Annotated in this window: 15 protein-coding genes; 7 read left to right on the forward strand and 8 right to left on the reverse strand. The window is 72.4% G+C overall.

Going from position 1 to position 15,606, the window contains the following annotated elements; genetic code table 11:
• Positions 1-64 precede the first annotated feature (64 nt).
• On the reverse strand, positions 65-847 hold the full coding sequence (locus tag ACFRCG_RS30080) for an enoyl-CoA hydratase/isomerase family protein (protein WP_380037179.1): 783 nt from the start codon (positions 845-847) through the stop codon (positions 65-67).
• Positions 848-1,089: 242 nt separating this feature from the next.
• Between ACFRCG_RS30080 and ACFRCG_RS30085 the strand changes: the two genes are divergently transcribed.
• The gene (locus ACFRCG_RS30085; RefSeq protein WP_380037181.1) at positions 1,090-1,599 is read left to right on the forward strand and encodes an inorganic diphosphatase; all 510 of its coding nucleotides are present in this window, start codon (positions 1,090-1,092) and stop codon (positions 1,597-1,599) included.
• Positions 1,600-1,693: 94 nt separating this feature from the next.
• Here ACFRCG_RS30085 and ACFRCG_RS30090 read toward each other — a convergent pair whose 3' ends face one another.
• Positions 1,694-3,295 (reverse strand): amidohydrolase, encoded by a 1,602-nt coding sequence (locus ACFRCG_RS30090; RefSeq protein ID WP_380037183.1) that lies wholly within the window; start codon positions 3,293-3,295, stop codon positions 1,694-1,696.
• The gene (locus ACFRCG_RS30095; protein WP_380037185.1) at positions 3,292-4,836 is read right to left on the reverse strand and encodes an APC family permease; all 1,545 of its coding nucleotides are present in this window, start codon (positions 4,834-4,836) and stop codon (positions 3,292-3,294) included. Before ACFRCG_RS30095 ends, ACFRCG_RS30090 begins: the two co-directional genes overlap by 4 nt.
• 153 nt (positions 4,837-4,989) lie before the next feature.
• Between ACFRCG_RS30095 and ACFRCG_RS30100 the strand changes: the two genes are divergently transcribed.
• The 4 genes from ACFRCG_RS30100 (at position 4,990) to ACFRCG_RS30115 (ending at position 9,403) form a co-directional block, all read left to right on the forward strand.
• Positions 4,990-5,607: a TetR/AcrR family transcriptional regulator C-terminal domain-containing protein gene (locus ACFRCG_RS30100; RefSeq protein WP_380037187.1), complete on the forward strand. Its 618-nt coding sequence runs from the start codon at positions 4,990-4,992 to the stop codon at positions 5,605-5,607.
• Between the two features lie 128 nt (positions 5,608-5,735).
• Complete coding sequence (gene ureA, locus ACFRCG_RS30105) at positions 5,736-6,629, forward strand: urease subunit gamma (RefSeq protein ID WP_380037189.1); 894 nt, start codon at positions 5,736-5,738, stop codon at positions 6,627-6,629.
• A gap of 17 nt (positions 6,630-6,646) precedes the next feature.
• Positions 6,647-8,320, forward strand: a complete 1,674-nt coding sequence (locus tag ACFRCG_RS30110; protein ID WP_380037191.1) for an urease subunit alpha — start codon at positions 6,647-6,649, stop codon at positions 8,318-8,320.
• A gap of 48 nt (positions 8,321-8,368) precedes the next feature.
• Positions 8,369-9,403, forward strand: coding sequence for an agmatine/peptidylarginine deiminase (locus tag ACFRCG_RS30115; RefSeq protein WP_380037193.1), 1,035 nt, complete (start codon positions 8,369-8,371; stop codon positions 9,401-9,403).
• Positions 9,404-9,448: 45 nt separating this feature from the next.
• Here the strand turns inward: ACFRCG_RS30115 and ACFRCG_RS30120 are convergent, their stop codons facing one another.
• Positions 9,449-9,976 carry a hypothetical protein gene (locus tag ACFRCG_RS30120; RefSeq protein ID WP_380037195.1) on the reverse strand — a complete coding sequence of 176 codons (528 nt, stop codon included), beginning with the start codon at positions 9,974-9,976 and terminating at the stop codon, positions 9,449-9,451.
• A 225-nt stretch (positions 9,977-10,201) separates the two neighbouring features.
• On the reverse strand, positions 10,202-10,513 hold the full coding sequence (locus tag ACFRCG_RS30125; RefSeq protein WP_380037197.1) for a 4a-hydroxytetrahydrobiopterin dehydratase: 312 nt from the start codon (positions 10,511-10,513) through the stop codon (positions 10,202-10,204).
• A gap of 179 nt (positions 10,514-10,692) precedes the next feature.
• On the opposite strand from ACFRCG_RS30125, the gene ACFRCG_RS30130 reads away from it, so the two are divergent.
• Positions 10,693-11,319 carry a TetR/AcrR family transcriptional regulator gene (locus ACFRCG_RS30130; RefSeq protein ID WP_380037199.1) on the forward strand — a complete coding sequence of 209 codons (627 nt, stop codon included), beginning with the start codon at positions 10,693-10,695 and terminating at the stop codon, positions 11,317-11,319.
• A gap of 51 nt (positions 11,320-11,370) precedes the next feature.
• Positions 11,371-12,108, forward strand: coding sequence for a hypothetical protein (locus ACFRCG_RS30135; protein ID WP_380037201.1), 738 nt, complete (start codon positions 11,371-11,373; stop codon positions 12,106-12,108).
• 22 nt (positions 12,109-12,130) lie between these two features.
• On the opposite strand, the gene ACFRCG_RS30140 is transcribed toward ACFRCG_RS30135, so the two are convergent.
• From ACFRCG_RS30140 to ACFRCG_RS30150, 3 genes are all read right to left on the reverse strand, one after another.
• On the reverse strand, positions 12,131-13,486 hold the full coding sequence (locus ACFRCG_RS30140) for a TerD family protein (protein ID WP_380037203.1): 1,356 nt from the start codon (positions 13,484-13,486) through the stop codon (positions 12,131-12,133).
• Positions 13,487-13,681: 195 nt separating this feature from the next.
• Positions 13,682-14,332 (reverse strand): response regulator, encoded by a 651-nt coding sequence (locus ACFRCG_RS30145; protein WP_380037205.1) that lies wholly within the window; start codon positions 14,330-14,332, stop codon positions 13,682-13,684.
• Positions 14,329-15,468, reverse strand: a complete 1,140-nt coding sequence (locus tag ACFRCG_RS30150) for a sensor histidine kinase (RefSeq protein ID WP_380037207.1) — start codon at positions 15,466-15,468, stop codon at positions 14,329-14,331. Before ACFRCG_RS30150 ends, ACFRCG_RS30145 begins: the two co-directional genes overlap by 4 nt.
• Positions 15,469-15,606 lie beyond the last annotated feature (138 nt).

Raw genomic sequence — 15,606 nt, forward strand, 5'->3', positions numbered from 1 at the left:
CTCCCCGCAAACCCGGACAACCCCTCGATGTTCGAGCGCCCGTCCCGGCCTGGGTGTCGCCCTCTCACGCCTCCCGGGCGTCGATCGCGGCGAAGTCGGGCTCGCGGCGCTCGGCGAAGGCGGTCAGCGCCTCGATGTTGGCGGGGCTGCCGAGCAGTCGGCCGAAGGCCGCGTCCTCGCGGCGGCGGGCCCGGGTGACCGTGTCCCCGAGGCCGTCCAGGACGGTGCGCTTGGCCTCGATCAGCGACGGGATCGACTTGGCCGCCAGGATCCGGGCGTGCCGCATGGTCACCGCCATCAGCTCGTCGGCCGGACAGACCTTGAACACCAGACCCATCTCCAGGCACTCCGCGGCGCTCAGCCACTCGCTGCTCAGCAGCGCCCACATCGCGTTCTGCCGGCCGATCAGCTGCGGGAAGGTCACGCTGCTGCCCGCTTCCGGGGCGACCGCGAGTGAGGTGAACGGGCACTTGAGCCGGGCGGTGTCGGCCATGAAGGCGAGATCGGCGAAGCCCAGGACGGTCGCCCCGATGCCGAGCCCGAGTCCGTTGACCGCGACCAGGAACGGCTTGGGGAACGCCTGGAGGCGATCGACCATGCCGCCGAAGCCGTGTCGGCCCTTGACCTTGGTGCCGCTGTTGAGCTGCGCCATCTCGATCAGGTCGGTCCCCGCCGAGAAGGCCCGACCCGCGCCGGTGAGCACCACGACGGCCACCGCGGGATCGGCGGCGGCGTCGATCAGCGCCTCGGCGGTGGCGTCGTACAGCGCCTCGTTGAACGCGTTCAGCGCCTCGGGGCGGTCGAGGGTGAGGGTCCGAACGCGGTCGGCGTCCTCGATCCGGATCACGGGTGCTCCTGGTGATGGGGTGGGGTGGATGCGGTCTCGGGTTCGATGGACAGGAAACCTTACTTAGTTGACCGAGTCAAGTGTCTCGGCGATCGGGTGGTCGCGGCACTTCGAATGGGTCGGTTGTCCCGTGCTTCACGTGCGTAACGGCCCGGTGACGTGGGAAAGTCCTCGGACGGTACGTCGGGAATACGGAATGCCGCGCATATCGGGTCTTGATCCATAGCCGCTAAGGAGCCGTCGTGGAGTTCGACGTCGTTGTGGAAATTCCTGCGGGCAGTCGGAACAAGTACGAGATGGATCGCCGCACGGGACGCGTCAGGCTCGACCGCATGTTGTTCACGTCCACCGCCTATCCCGCCGACTACGGCTTCGTACATCGCACCCTGGGCGGCGACGGCGGCCCGCTCGACGTGCTGGTGCTGCTGGACGAACCGACCTTTCCGGGCTGTGTGATTCGCTGTCGCACGGTCGGGATGTTCGTGATGAGCGACGAGAAGGGCCCGGACGAGAAGGTGTTGTGTGTACCCGCCCGCGATCCGCGGCGACACGCGATACAGGACATCGCCGATGTCCCGGCCTTCCAATTGAACGAGATCGCGCACTTCTTCGAGGTGTACAAGGACCTCGAACGCGGCAAATCGGTGGAGGGTTCGCACTGGGAGGGGCGGGACGCCGCGGAGAAGGAGATCGTGGCGGCGTATGAGCGGCGCGAACTGGACGCGGGGGAGTGGCCGTTCGAGGGGCGGTGAGGGCGCGGGCGACCCGGCCCGACCGGGGTCGGTCGGACCGGTCGGGCCGGGTCGGCGGCGTGGATGTGTCGGCCGCGTCGGGTGCTTCGAGGGGCTACGCCCGGTGTACGACGCGGCCCGCGACCACCGTCGCGGTGACCGGGAGTTCCGGTAGGTCGTCGGGTGGGCAGGTCAGCGGGTCGGCGCCGAACACGGTCAGGTCGGCCCGGCAGCCGACGGCGATCCGGCCGGCCACCCTCTCCTCGCCCGCCGCGTAGGCCGCCTGCGTGGTGTAGCCGGCCAGGGCCTGGCGGGCGGTGAGGCCGGCCGAGGCCCCGTACGCGGCGCGGTCGATTTCGCCGGCCGGGCGCCGCAGTTGGGCGCCGGCCAGGGTGCGTCGCGGGTCGAACGCGGCGACCGGCCAGTCCGAGCCGAGCGCGACGTGCCCGCCGGCGGCCAGGATGTCCGCGCAGCGCCAGGCCCGGGCCGCCCGCTCCGGGCCCACCCGGCGCGACCAGTTGTCGGAGTGGTCGGGCAACGACCAGTCCATGTGCGTCGGTTGCATCGACGCCACCACGTCAAGGGCGGCGAAGCGCGGTACGTCGGCGTCGCTCAACACCTCGGCGTGTTCGATGCGATGCCGGGTGCCGAACGGCGCGGTGTGCTCGGCGTATACGTCCAGGGCGCGGGCCACCGCCCGGTCGCCGATCGCGTGTGTCCAGGCCGGCAGGCCCGCGTGGGAGGCGATGGCGACCGCCTCGGCGTAGCGGTCGAAGTCCTTCCACTGGGATCGGTGCGACTGGCCGCAGCAGTCCGGCTCGTGCAGCCACGCGCCTCCGCCGTCGATCGCGCCGTCGGCGAAGAACTTGATCGCGGCGAGCCTGACCAGCCCGTCCGGCCCGCCCAGGGACCGCAGTTCGCCGATCCGCTGGGCCAGGTTGTCCACCTCGCCCGGCGGGCACCACGGGGCGAGGTGTACCCGCATGCTCAGCCGCCGCTCGGCGTCGAGCCCCGCGAGGGTGTCGACCGTGCCCGGCGCGTCGTCGAGGATGTGTACGCCGGTGACCCCGTGTCGGTTCTGCTCGGCGAACAACTCCTCGACCCGGGCCAGGATTTCGCCGCGCGGCATCGGCGGCACCGCGCGATGGCCCAGGAAGCACGCGGTCATCTCGTGCAACTCGCCGGTCGGACCACGCTCGTCGCAGACGATCTCGCTCCGGTCGGCGAACTCGCGCGGCCCGGTCAGCCCGGCCAGGCGCAGCGCGGCCGTGCTCAGCAGCGCGGTGTGGCTGTCCGCCATCCAGACGAACGCGGGCCGCCCGCCCACGGCGGCGTCGATCAGGTCGCGGTGGATGGCCCGACCGGCGAACGCGGCGTACTCGCCGCCGAAACCGACCACCCAGTCGTCCGGACCGCACGGCGCGGCCTGTTCGGCGAGGCGGCGCCGCACCTCGGCCAGGGTGACGGCGCCGACCAGGTCGGCCCCGCGGGTGCTGCCGGCGCCCATCACGGAGTGCTGGTGACAGTCCGTCAGGCCGGGAGTGACGGTGTGTCCGGTCGCCTCGACCACCTCGGTGCGCGGGCCGATCAGCGCCCGCGCGTCGGCGCCGAGCGCGACGATCACCCCGTCCCGGACGGCGATCGCGTCCGTGACCGGTCGGTCCCGATCCATGGTCAGTACGTGCGCGTCCGGCACGACGAGGTCGGCGGTGCTCATGCGGTGCTCTCCACGGGGGTCGAGGGTTCGGGGTCGGTGCCGCCGTCGGCGAAGCTCGCGCTGATCCGCACCCTGTCCTGCGGGCGCTTGACCAGCAGGTACAGCACGCCGGTGCCGATCACGACGGCGATGCCGATGACGGCGGCCCACACCTGGTAGGCGGGGGCGCCCGGCGGCGCGAGGATCCTGCGCGGCCAGGCGATGTTGACGAATTCGAAGGCGAGCCAGGCGACGGCGAGCACGTTCAGCGGGGTGCCCCACCGGCCGAGCCGGACCAGTCCCGCGGGTGTCCAGGTGCCGCGCAGTCGGGCGATCAGCGCGGCCACCGCGATCAGCAGGAACTGGAGATAGATGGCGGCGCTGCCGAAGGTGATCAGGCTGCCGATCGCGGAACCGTCCAGCGCGAGGAGCAGGGCCGAGCAGCTGATCGCCGAGGTGATCAGCAGCGCGCCCACTGGGGCCTGCCGCCGGTTGATCCGGCGCAGCGCGCGGGAGGCCGGCAGTACGTCGTCGCGGGAGACCGAGTACACCGCGCGGGCGGCGGACGCCTGGGAGGCGAGCGCGCACGCGACGAAGGCGATGATCACCACCACCACGAAGGGTTTGGCCGACCACGAGCCGAAGGAGTTCACCACCGCGGTGGTGACCGGGTCCAGGTCTTCACCGTGCACCACCCCGGCCGGGTCGGGATGGGCCAACTGCACGGCGACGGCGTTGAGTACGACCAGACCGCCGACGCTGGTCAGCGTCCACCAGATCGCGCGGGGCACCTGCCGGGCGGCGTCCCTGGTCTCCTCGGACGAGGCCACACACGCGTCGAAGCCGATGAACGCCCAGCCGCCGACCGCGAGCACGGTGAGCAGGGCCGAGGGGGTCGAGCCCCCGGACAGTGCCTGTGCGCCCATCGTCTCGGTGAGGATGCCGAATCCGTTCTCCCGGAAGAGCAGCAGCAGCGCCAGACCCACGCCGAGCGAGGCCACGGCCTCGGCCGCGATGCCGGCGGCGAGTACCAGGCGCAGTACGTCGATGCCGAGCACGTTGACGGCGGTACAGCAGAGCAGGAAGAGCGCGGCCACCGCGACGATTCGGCCGGGCGTGGGCTCGGCGTCGAACAGGGCGAAGAACCAGGGTGCGCCCAGATAGACGATCGTGGTGTTGGCGAACACCACCGCGCACAGCGCCACCCATCCGGCGAGCCACGCGTAGGTGGGCCCGAGCAGGCGACGGGCCCACTGGTAGGCGCCGCCGGCGATCGGATACTGCGAGGCCAGCTCGGAGTACACGCACATCAGCAGCGCCTGGCCGAGCAGCGCCACCAGGAGCACCCACACCCAGGCGGGGCCGGCGACGGTGGCGCCGACCTGGACGACGGCGTACAGGCCCACCACGGGGGAGACCGTCGCGAAGCCGATGGCGAGGTTGCCCAGCATGCCGAGGCCGCGCTTGAGCTCCTGCTCGTAGCCCAGCTCGCCGAGCCGTGCGGCGTCGTGGTCGGGCGCCTTGCCGGCGGGGGTCGGTGGGCGAGAAGTGCCGTGGTTCATCGGGACCTCGCAACGGGAACGAATAAAACTTACTTAGTTAGTTTGAGGACCATAGCTCCCGGCCGGGTGTAGGGGAAGGGGTCGATTCCGGCTAGGTTGGCGACGCGGAGTGACCGACGACGGCGCTCGCGAACGGCACGAGGTGAGCGCACGATGGGTCGACCCAACCACCCCAAACTCGACCGGGAACTGATCGCCCGTGCGGCGGTGGACCTTGTCGACGAACACGGCATGGGCGCGCTCACCATGCGGGCGCTGGCCGGCCGGTTGGACGTGCGGGGGCCGTCGCTGTACAACCACGTGTCGTCGAAGGAGGAACTGCTCGACGCGATCACCGTGGTGATCACGAGGGAGATAGACCGCGCCCCGCTGGACGACCCGGACTGGCGGGTCGGCATCACCGCCTTCGCCCGCGGCTACCGCGCCGCGTACCTGCGCCACCCCGACGCGCTCCCGGTGATCGCCCGCCGACCGGTGTCCACGGAGCAGGCCCTGTCGGCCTACGACGCCGTCGCCCGCACGCTGATCCGGATCGGCCTCCCCGCGGCCGAGGCGGCCGAATTCTCGGCGGCACTCGACTACCTGGTGGTCGGGTCGGTGATCGAGACGTACGAGGAGGGCTTCACCCGGCCGGCCGAGGAGTACGGGGCCGAGTACCCGTCACTGGCCCGCTCCCTGGCCGCCGGCGACCGCGACACCCTCAACACCCGCGGCTTCGACACGGGCCTGCGACTCCTCCTGGACGGCCTGGCCGCGCGCCTGGAGAACTGACCCCGCGGGCCGCCGGTCGAGGCGGGCGGGGCGGGGGCCGTGGTGTCGGCGTCGGGCGCGGGGCGTTGACACCTCCGTATTGAATGCCGTTCAATCTGGATTGAACGGCATTCAATACGGAGGTTCGTATGCGGCTGACGCCCACCGAGCGGGATCGGTTGCTGATCTTCACAGCCGCCGGGTTGGCCCGGGCGCGGCGTGCCCGGGGGCTGCTTTTGAACGTGCCCGAGGCGGCCGCGTTGATCGCGGACACGGTGTGTGAGGCGGCTCGGGACGGGGCGCGGCTCGCCGACGCGATCGAGGCCGGGCGGTCGGTGCTCGGTGTCGCCGATGTGCTGCCCGGGGTGGTGGACGTGTTGGCCGACGTCAAGGTCGAGGCGGTGTTCGACGACGCGACGCGACTGGCCGTGGTGACCGACCCGTTTCGCTCCGGCGAGGGTCTGCCGGCCGGTGCGGGTGAGGTGCACTGTCACGGGCACGGTTCGCGCTCGGGGGCGGTTGCCGCGCCGGTGTCCGGGCCCGGCTCCTTGGGGGACGACGCGCCGGGGGCGGTGATTCCCGGTGGGCCCGCGGTCGATCCGTACGTGGACGCCGATCTGGTCCCGGTGCCGGTGACCAACACGTCCGAGGTACCGATCAGCGTCACCTCGCACTTCCACTTCTTCGAGACCAACCCGCGCCTGCGCTTCGACCGGGCGGCGGGGTACGGCCGTCGGTTGGCCATCCCGGCCGGTTCCACCGTGCGGTTCGATCCGGGCGCGACGGTCGAGGTACGGCTGGTGCCGATCGCCGGCGCGCGGGTCGCGATCGGCTTCGCGGGGCTGGTGGACGGGCCGTTGGACGCGCCGGGCGCGCGTGAGGAGGCGCTGCGTCGGGCGTACGCGTGCGGATATCTGGGTGCGGAGCCGGCCGGCGGCGCGGCTTCGAGCTCCGGGGCCGATCCGGCGGCGGACTCCGGGAAAGCGCCCGGCTCCGGTGCGATGTGGGGTTTCGGCGACGGTGGGGAACGGGGTGCGCTGTGAGTGGCGGTGGTGATGTGATGGATCCGCGTGACTACGCGTCCACGTACGGGCCGCGGGCCGGGGACCGTATGCGGCTCGGGGATTCCGGGCTGGTGATCGAGATCGAGCACGACTCGGCGCTGCCGGGTGACGAGTTTCTCGCGGGCTTCGGCAAGACCGCCCGGGACGGGCTGCATCTGCGGGCGATTCCGGTGCGCGACACCTGCGACGTGGTGATCTCCAACGTCGTGGTGATCGACGCGATCCAGGGCATTCGCAAGGTCTCGATCGGCATTCGCGAGGGGCGGATCGCCTCGATCGGGCGAGCCGGCAACCCGGATACCCAGGACGGCGTCGAGGTGGTCGTCGGCACCGGCACCACGATCGTCAGCGGCGAGGGGCTGATCGCCACCGCCGGCGCGATCGACACGCACGTGCATTTGCTTTCGCCGCGGATCATGGAGGCGTCGCTGGCCTCCGGGGTGACCACGCTGGTCGGCCAGGAGTTCGGGCCGGTCTGGGGTGTCGGGGTGAACTCGCCCTGGGCGCTGCGGAACGCGTTCGCGGCGTTCGACGCCTGGCCGGTCAACATCGCCTTCCTGGCCCGGGGTTCGTCGTCGGGTCGGGGGCCGCTGGACGAGGCGTTGATCGAGGGCGGGGCGTCCGGCTTCAAGGTGCACGAGGACATGGGCGCGCACGCCCGGGCCCTGGACACCGCGTTGCGGGTGGCCGAAGACCACGACGTACAGGTCGCGTTGCACACCGACGGCCTCAACGAGTGCCTGTCCGTGGACGACACGCTCTCCGTGCTGGACGGGCGCACGATCCACGCGTACCACATCGAGGGGTGCGGCGGCGGCCACGTGCCGAACGTGATGCGGATGGCCGGAGTGGCCAACGTGATCGGCTCCTCGACCAACCCGACACTGCCGTTCGGACGGGACGCGCTCGGCGAGCACTTCGGCATGATCGTCTCCGCGCACGGGCTCAAGACCGACCTGCCGGGCGACGCCGCGATGGCCCGGGACCGCATTCGGGCCGGGACGATGGGCGCCGAGGACGTACTGCACGACCTCGGGGTCATCCCGATCACCTCGTCGGACGCGCAGGGCATGGGGCGTGCGGGCGAGACCGTGCGGCGGACGTTCGCGATGGCCGGGAAGATGAAGCTGGAGCGTGGTGCCGAGCACGAACGGCACGACAACGCTCGGGTCATGCGCTATATCGCCAAGCTCACCATCAACCCGGCGATCGCGCACGGCCTCGCGCACGAGGTCGGCTCGATCGAGGTGGGCAAGATGGCCGACATCGTGTTGTGGCAGCCGCAATGGTTCGGCGCGAAGCCGCAGTTGGTGCTCAAGAGCGGCTTCCCGGCGTACGGCGTGGTGGGCGATCCGAACGCCTCCACCGACAACTGCGAACCGCTGGTCCTGGGCCCGCAGTTCGGTGCGCACGGGGCGGCGCCGGCCGAGTTGTCGGTGGCGTTCACCTCGCAGGCCGCGGCGGCCGCGGGCGGCGACCTGATGCCGACCCGGCGCCGCCGGGTGGGCGTACGGGGCACCCGGGGCATCGGCCCCGCGGCGATGATCCACAACAACCGCCTGGCGGAGGTCCGGGTCGCCGCGGACACCGGTCTGGTGACGATGGACGGCGAGCCCGTGATGTCGCGGGCCGCCGAATCGGTGTCGTTGAACCGGCTGTACTTCCTGTAGCCGCCGTAGGTCCCGTGGTTCCCGACGAAGGACGAAAGAAGCAATGACATGACGAACACGCCCGTCGCCGACGGCTTTTCGATGCCGGCGGAGTGGGTGCCGCACGAGCGCACCTGGATGGCCTGGCCCAGCCGCAACGAGACCTTCGCCGAGGAGGATCTGCACACCGCACGCGCCGCGTGGGGCCGGGTGGCCGGCACGATCGCCCGCTACGAGCCGGTCACGCTGATCACCGACCTCGGCGAGTCGGACACCGTGGCGCGCTATGTCGACCGGCCGCTGACCGTGCTGGAGAAGCCGCTCGACGACGCGTGGATGCGCGACATCGGGCCGACTTTCCTGACCGACGGCCGGGGTGGCATCGCCGCCGCCGACTGGGTGTTCAACGGGTGGGGCGCCCAGGAGTGGGCCTCGTGGGAGCACGACCGGCACATCGCGGAGCATGTGATCGAGGCGGCGGGCGTACGTCGTTACGTGTCGCGGATGGTCAACGAGGGTGGCGGCATCCACGTCGACGGCGAGGGAACGGTGCTGATCACCGAGACCGTGCAACTCGACGAGGGCCGCAACCCCGGGTGGACCAGGGAGCGGGTCGAGGCCGAGCTGAAGGCGTTCCTCGGGGTGCGGAAGGTGATTTGGCTGCCGCGCGGACTCACCCGCGACTACGGCCTGTACGGCACCCGGGGTCACATCGACATCGTCGCGTCGTTCGCCCGACCGGGCCTGGTCCTCGTCCACGTGCAGCCCGATCCGGCGCACCCGGACCACGAGGTGGGCAAGGAGAACGCGGCTCTGCTGCGCGCGGCCACCGATGCGAAGGGGCGTGCGCTCGAGGTGGTCGAGATCCCCGCGCCGACGGTGCTCGAAGCCCACGACGACTGGGTCGACTTCAGCTACATCAACCACTATGTGGCCAACGGCGCGGTGATCCTGTGCGCGTTCGACGACCCTCGGGACGAGGAGAACGCCGCGACGTTCGGCAAACTCTTCCCGGGCCGCGCCATCGAACTCGTGGACGCCCGCGACATCTTCGCCAACGGCGGCGGCATCCACTGCATCACCCAGCAGCAGCCCAGGGTCTGACGGGCACGCCGGCCGGCGTCCGGTCGGCGCGTGGCCGGCCGGCGGTCAGTGCCGTGGCCGCGGGTGTGGGTTGCCGGGGGCGGCAGCGGGTTCGCCCGGGGTGGTGGGCGGTTCGGTCGGCTTCGGGGGCGGGCCGGTGATGGGGCGCCCGCGCTCGCCGGCGCCGAATGCGGCGAGGGCGAGCAGGAGTATGGCCAGGGCGACGGCGGTGACGGTCGGTATGTACCAGCCGGCGTCGGTCGCGGGTTCGGTGAGCGCGGCCAGCGCCGCTATCCCGCCCGCGTAGAGGAGGGCGCCCGCGAAGGCGGGTATGCCGCGCCGACCGGCGCCGGCGGCGACCGCGCCCGCGATCAGCGCGAGCAGTAGCAGCAGGCCGGACAGGCCGATCAGGGACGGCCCGAAGTCGTCCCCGGTGCAGCCGCGTTGCCCGAAGTCGTCGCACGAGCCCAGGGCGGCGGCGCGGATCGTGTACGTCCCGATCAGCCAGCCCGCCGAGGTCGCTCCGGCGAACGGGAGGAGCCACCCGCGAAGGGAGGTCGGGACGGGGTGGGACGCCGGTGCGTCGGTGCTCATGGTCGGAGGCTAGGCGGCGTGCGGGACGCGCGGATGAACGGCCAGGAAGCGTGGAGTGAAGGCTGCGTGGCCCGGCGGGCGAGCGGACCGGGTGGGCGGGGAAGGGACCGGGACAGGGCGGGGACGGGGCGGGATCGGGACCGGAATGGAGCGGTTCGGGGTTCCGGGTCGCCGCGGTGGGTCGATCCCGGCCCCTCGGCCTCCCGCCCCCGCCGGCCGGCCGGGTCAGGTCTTGAGCGTCGCGCCGTGTGCGGCCGCGAAGGCGGCGATCCGGGTGGCGAAATCCGTGTCGGCGGCCGTGATGCGGTCGCCGGCGTCGTGGGTGGTCAGGGCGAAGGTCAGGGTGCCGTAGAGGATGGTGATCCGGGCGTGGTGGTTCGCCTGGTCCTCGGCGGCGGCGACGGTCGCGTAGAAGGCGGGTACATCGCCGCGGGCGCAGGCGTACGTCGCGGTCAGTTCGCCGTCGGTGACCTGCCAGCCCGGGAGGTCGGCGAGGGCCTTGGTCAGTTCGGCGTCGGTGAGCGGCTGGGGTGCCACGGTGGGTCCTCTCGTCGGACGTGGGCGCGGACGCCGGGGGCGCGGACCGGGAACCGGCTCCGGTCGCGTCACCGGCTCCCGCCAGTATGGCGGCGTCGGTTCGCCGGGCGCGGTATTGAACGACGTTCTAACATGGCGGCAGGCGAGGTCCGCCGTCGAACGAACCAGGGGTGCTGAGCATGACGGGGACACGGCGCAAACGGCTGGCGCAGCCCAAGGAGGTGGTGCTCCGGGCCGCGATGGACGCGATCGCCGAGCACGGGCTGGCGCAGCTGACCATGGCGGGCCTGGGCAAGCGGATCGGGATCAGCGGCGGCCATGTCGCCTACTACTTCGGGTCCAAGGAACAACTCCTGGTCGAGACGCTGCGCTGGAGCGAACAGGGGTTCGCCGAGCGGCGACGGGCCCTGCTGGGCGCGACCGAGGTGCCGCGCGCCGAGCGGCTGGCCGGCTACATCGACCTGTACCTGCCCGACGAGCGCGCCGACCCGCGCTGGACGTTGTGGCTGGAGGTGTGGACGCGCTCCCTGGCCGACCCGGACGTGCTGGCCGCCGGCGTGGAGATCGAGGGCCCGTGGATCGCCGATCTGCGGGCGATGATCGCGCCGCACCCGGATCCCGACGGGTACGTGTTGCGCCTGCACGCGCTGCTCGACGGGCTGGCCACTCGGATCGTGATCGGCGCGCCCGGGCCGTCCCGGGCCGAGATGGTTCGGCAGGCGACCGGGTTCGCGGTACGCGAGGCGGGCGTCGAGCCGGGGGCCGAGCCGGGGGCGGATGCCCGTACGGACCACACGAACAGGTGATCCGCGGCCGAATTCCTCCCGTTCGCCGCGGCCCGGTCGCATTGTGGACGGATGAAGTGGTGGCAGAACCCGAAGCTGCTCGCGGTGCTCGGCACGGTGTCGGCGGTGCTGGTGGCCGTGGGTTTGGCCCATCGCGACGGGCCGGTCGAGACCGGTCCGGCGTCGGGCGAGGGGGCACCGGTCGGCGCGGTCGCGGAGGTGTCTCCTTCGGTGCCCCCTCGAGCGTCCCCGAGTGCCCCGGCGGCTCCGGCGGTTCCGAGCCACGCGGCGTCCGCGAGTCCTCGGGCGACGAAGGTCTCGTCCGTGCCGAGGAACGTGCTGCCCGATCTGGTCGGCGCGGACCTGCAGGAGGCGTGGGACGGTGCGCGCCGGGCCGGCTACCGGTTCGTCACCTCGCACGACGCGAGCGGGCGGGGGCGGCGGCAGTTCATCTTCAGCAGTTGGAAGGTGTGCGACCAGAGTCCCGATCCGGGACCCCTGGACAAGGGACTCCGGGTCGAGTTGGGCGTGGTCCGACACGACGAGAAGTGCCCCACCGGTGCGGCGCCGACCGCCGAGCCCAAGGTGGTCGACGGCCGGATGCCGAACCTGGTCGGGCGCAGCGTCATCGTCGTCCGACGCGGCCTGCGCGGTGACGCTCACGTCGACGTGGACGACCTCGGCGGCGGGCGGCCGGTGCTGATCGAGACGCACTGGGTCGTGTGTACCCAGCGACCGGCCGAGGGGCAGCCGGTGCCGGACACGGTGGGGGTGGGCGTGGTGAAGTACGGGGAACGCTGCCCGAGTTGAGGCCCGGGCGGGCCGCCGTCGGTCAGAGCTGCAGCGCCTCGCGGGCCGGGTCCACCAGCTTGCGTACCGTGCGGCCGTCGGCGAATCGGCCCAGCGCCGTCATCGTCCAGATCGGTCCCTCGCGGACCAGCTTGCACATCAGCACACCCGTGCGCGGTTCGGAGCCGGACAGCTCGAAGCGCACCAGTTCGGTGTCGGTGGTGTCGTCGACCAGGCGGCAGAAGGCGCGCGAGACCTCGGTGAACTTCTGGCCCAGGAACGAGTTCACGGTGAAGACGAGGCCGGTGACGTGCGGCGGGAGTGCGTCGAGGCGGACCACGATCGACTCGTCGTCGCCCTCGCCTTCGCCGGTCAGGTTGTCGCCGGTGTGCTTGATCGCGCCGCCCAGGCCGGACAGTTTCATGAACCACACCGCGACCACCTTCCTGCCGTGCGCGTCGAAGGCGATGCAGGAGGCGTCCAGATCGATGCTGCCGCCGGACCTGGCCGGGTCCCAGCCCAGTCCCATGCGCACCCGGGTCAGCGGCGGTGCGCCGGTCTTGACCAACGACACCGACTGGTCCTTGCGCAGGCTGACGCGGCCCTTGTCGAGGTTGATCGGCGTGTCGGTGCGGGTGGTGGCGACGCCGCCGGTGGGCAGGGGGGCGGTACGGGCCTCGACCGGGGCGGGCGTCGGAGGCGGGGGCGGCGGGGGCTGCGTCGTCACCGGGCGGCGGGGGATCGGCGGCGGGATCGGCGCGGGCCTGGGCGGCTCGTGTGGAAGCAGCGGGGCGACCGGCGCGGTCGGGGTGTCGTCGTACGCCGGGGGCTCGGGGCGGGTGGGCGGCGCCGGCTGCGGGCGGGCGGGCGGCGGCGGGGCCGGGTCGTCGTCGACGGAGACGCCGAAGTCGGTGGCGATGCCCGCGAGTCCGTTGGCGTAGCCCTGGCCGACCGCGCGCACCTTCCACACGCCGCCGCGCCGGTACAGCTCGAGCAGCACCAGCGCGGTCTCGCGGCCCAGGCCGTTCGGAGTGAACGTGACCAGCGCCTCGCCGGACGGGTCGCGCACGGTCGCGGTGGGCGGGGTGGTGCCGCCGAAGGTGACCGGTGCGCCCGGGCCGCCGTCCAGGCTCAGCGTCACCATGACCGTCTGTACGTCGGCCGGCACCGCGGCGGTGTCCACGTGCACCGCGGCCGGTCGACCGGGGCCGGCCGCCAGATACCGGACGCCGGGCCCGTTCGGCTGGTTGTAGAAGACGAAGTCGGCGTCGGAGCGCACCTTTCCGGTCCCGGCGAGCAGCAGCGCCGATACGTCCACCGGCGCCGCGAAGGCGACCTCCACCACCACGGCGGCCACCGCCAGCGGGCAGTTGCCGCCCTTCGAGAGCGTCACCGACATGCGCACCCCTCCGCTTCACGGACCCCACCGGGCCGGCCGGTACGACATTACCGACGCCGGCCCCCCACCGCAGCGAACCGGCCACCACCCCCAACCCCGACCGCGACCCCGGGCGTTCGACCCCCGACCACCCCCGACGCGCACCCCCTGCCCCCTCGGCGGCCCGCCCGCTTCCGCCGCCGGCCCACGCCGTCCCTATCGCCGGATCAGGCCCGCGTCGTATGCCAGCAGACCTGCCTGGGTGCGGTTGGCGCAGGCGAGTTTGGTGAGCATTCGGGAGACGTAGCTTTTCACCGTGGTTTCGCTGAGGAACAGGCGTTCCGCCGTTTGGGCGTTGGACAGGCCCTCTCCGATGCAGGTCAGCACCTCGACCTCGCGTTCGGTCAGGGACGCGACGGCGAGGGCGGCGCGTTCGCGGGCGGCGTTGCGGCCGGAGGAGGCGGTCACCAGGTCGCGGGTCACCGCCGGGGACAGGACGGTGTGGCCGTCCATCGCCACCCGGACCAGGCCGATCAGGTCCTCCGGCGGGGTGTCCTTGAGCAGGAAGCCGGCCGCGCCCGCGTGCAGGACGCGCAGGATGTACTGCTCCAGCCCGAACGTGGTGAGCACGATCACCCTGGGCGCGCCCGGCAGGTCGACGATCTGTTCGATGGCGGTCAGGCCGTCCACGCCCGGCATGTGCAGGTCCATCAGGATCAGGTCGGGCCGATGGCGCAGGACCGACTCGACCGCCTCGGCGCCGTCGTACGCCTCGCCGATCACCTCGATGTCGTCGGCCACGCCGAGAATCGTGCGCAGGTGGGCGCACACCATACGTTCGTCGTCGACGAGCAGGACGCGGATCATGCGGGCTCTCCGGTGGTCGTGGTCGTGGCGCCGGCGGGCAGTATGGCCAGCAATTCGTAGCCGCCGTCGGGCAGTGGGCGGGTGCGCAACGTCCCGGCCACCAACTCGACCCGCTTGCGCAGACCGAGCAGGCCGCTGCCGCCCGAACCCAGGGCGACGTCGACCGCCCGGGTGGGAGCCGAGTTTCGCACGGTGATCCGGACCTCGTCGCCCACGTAGTGCAGGCGAATGTCCACCCCAGCCCCCGGCGCGTGTTTGTGCACGTTGGTCAGCGCTTCCTGGACCACCCGGTAGGCGGCCCGGCCGACCACGGGCGAGGTCGGGTGCGGCTCGCCGAGGGTGACCAGGTCGACCGGGATGCCCGCCGAGCGCGAATCGGCCACGAGATCCGATACGTCGAGCACCGCACGCGGGCCGACCACCACCGAGCCCACCTGCCGCTCCGATCGGGTCACCGCGACCAGCCCGCGCAACTCCTCCAACGCCTTGCACCCCACCAGGCGCAACTCCTCCGCCGACGCCCGTACGTCCTCATCCCGGGCACGGGTGCGCAGCGCGCCCGCCTGGAGCACCATCAGGCTGACCCGGTGGGTGATCACGTCGTGCATCTCGCCCGCGATCCGGGCCCGCTCCTCCATCCGCACCCGTTCGAAGCCCAACTCGCGCTCCCGAAGCACCCGTTCGGCCCGATCCGCACGCAGGCGGCGGCGCGCGGCGACGTAGAGGCCGAGCAGGACGGGGACCGCCGCGAGGCTCGCGGCGGCGACGACGTCCAGCGGCGCCGGCCGGTTCCACGGTTGTGTGGCCGCCACCACGAGACCTCCGATCAACCCCCACGCGCGCCGTCGGTCCTCGACACAGGCCCCCGCGGCATAGGCCGCGAAGTAGAGCGCGTGCGTCGGATACACCAGGCCCACCGCACAGATCGCGGCGCCCGAGCCGAACGGCGCACGTCTGCGGTACAGCAGCAGCGCACCGCTCAGCACCGCGCTCGCCTGGTGCAGGTACGGCCAGCCGACCAGGCCGGCGTCGCGTCCCATGCGCAGCGTCAGTCCCAGGGCGACGGCGATCGCCGCGACCAGCACATCGAACCCGAACGAGCGGCGACTCGCCCACCAGGCGCGGATGCTCACCATGTCACGGTAACCGGCGCCGGGAGCGGGTCGCACGAACGGCACCGGCGGTGGGGGGGGGGGGGGGGGTGGGGCCCGCCCCCCGCCGGCAGGGGGGGGGGGCCACGGTGCCGCGGGGCGGTCTGGGGTGGTGTGCCGCCA

The organism is Embleya sp. NPDC056575, assembly GCF_042793325.1.
Taxonomy (GTDB): Bacteria; Actinomycetota; Actinomycetes; order Streptomycetales; family Streptomycetaceae; genus Embleya.

What these genes read in the sequence shown, in the direction of transcription:
- ACFRCG_RS30145 (WP_380037205.1), bottom strand. Translation starts at nt 14,332, where the DNA reads ATGATCCGCGTCCTGCTCGTCGACGACGAACGTATGGTGTGCGCCCAC.
- ACFRCG_RS30115 (WP_380037193.1), top strand. Translation starts at nt 8,369, where the DNA reads ATGACGAACACGCCCGTCGCCGACGGCTTTTCGATGCCGGCGGAGTGG.
- ACFRCG_RS30150 (WP_380037207.1), bottom strand. Translation starts at nt 15,468, where the DNA reads ATGGTGAGCATCCGCGCCTGGTGGGCGAGTCGCCGCTCGTTCGGGTTC.
- ureA (WP_380037189.1), top strand. Translation starts at nt 5,736, where the DNA reads ATGCGGCTGACGCCCACCGAGCGGGATCGGTTGCTGATCTTCACAGCC.
- ACFRCG_RS30110 (WP_380037191.1), top strand. Translation starts at nt 6,647, where the DNA reads ATGGATCCGCGTGACTACGCGTCCACGTACGGGCCGCGGGCCGGGGAC.
- ACFRCG_RS30120 (WP_380037195.1), bottom strand. Translation starts at nt 9,976, where the DNA reads ATGAGCACCGACGCACCGGCGTCCCACCCCGTCCCGACCTCCCTTCGC.
- ACFRCG_RS30095 (WP_380037185.1), bottom strand. Translation starts at nt 4,836, where the DNA reads ATGAACCACGGCACTTCTCGCCCACCGACCCCCGCCGGCAAGGCGCCC.
- ACFRCG_RS30100 (WP_380037187.1), top strand. Translation starts at nt 4,990, where the DNA reads ATGGGTCGACCCAACCACCCCAAACTCGACCGGGAACTGATCGCCCGT.
- ACFRCG_RS30130 (WP_380037199.1), top strand. Translation starts at nt 10,693, where the DNA reads ATGACGGGGACACGGCGCAAACGGCTGGCGCAGCCCAAGGAGGTGGTG.
- ACFRCG_RS30090 (WP_380037183.1), bottom strand. Translation starts at nt 3,295, where the DNA reads ATGAGCACCGCCGACCTCGTCGTGCCGGACGCGCACGTACTGACCATG.
- ACFRCG_RS30135 (WP_380037201.1), top strand. Translation starts at nt 11,371, where the DNA reads ATGAAGTGGTGGCAGAACCCGAAGCTGCTCGCGGTGCTCGGCACGGTG.
- ACFRCG_RS30140 (WP_380037203.1), bottom strand. Translation starts at nt 13,486, where the DNA reads ATGTCGGTGACGCTCTCGAAGGGCGGCAACTGCCCGCTGGCGGTGGCC.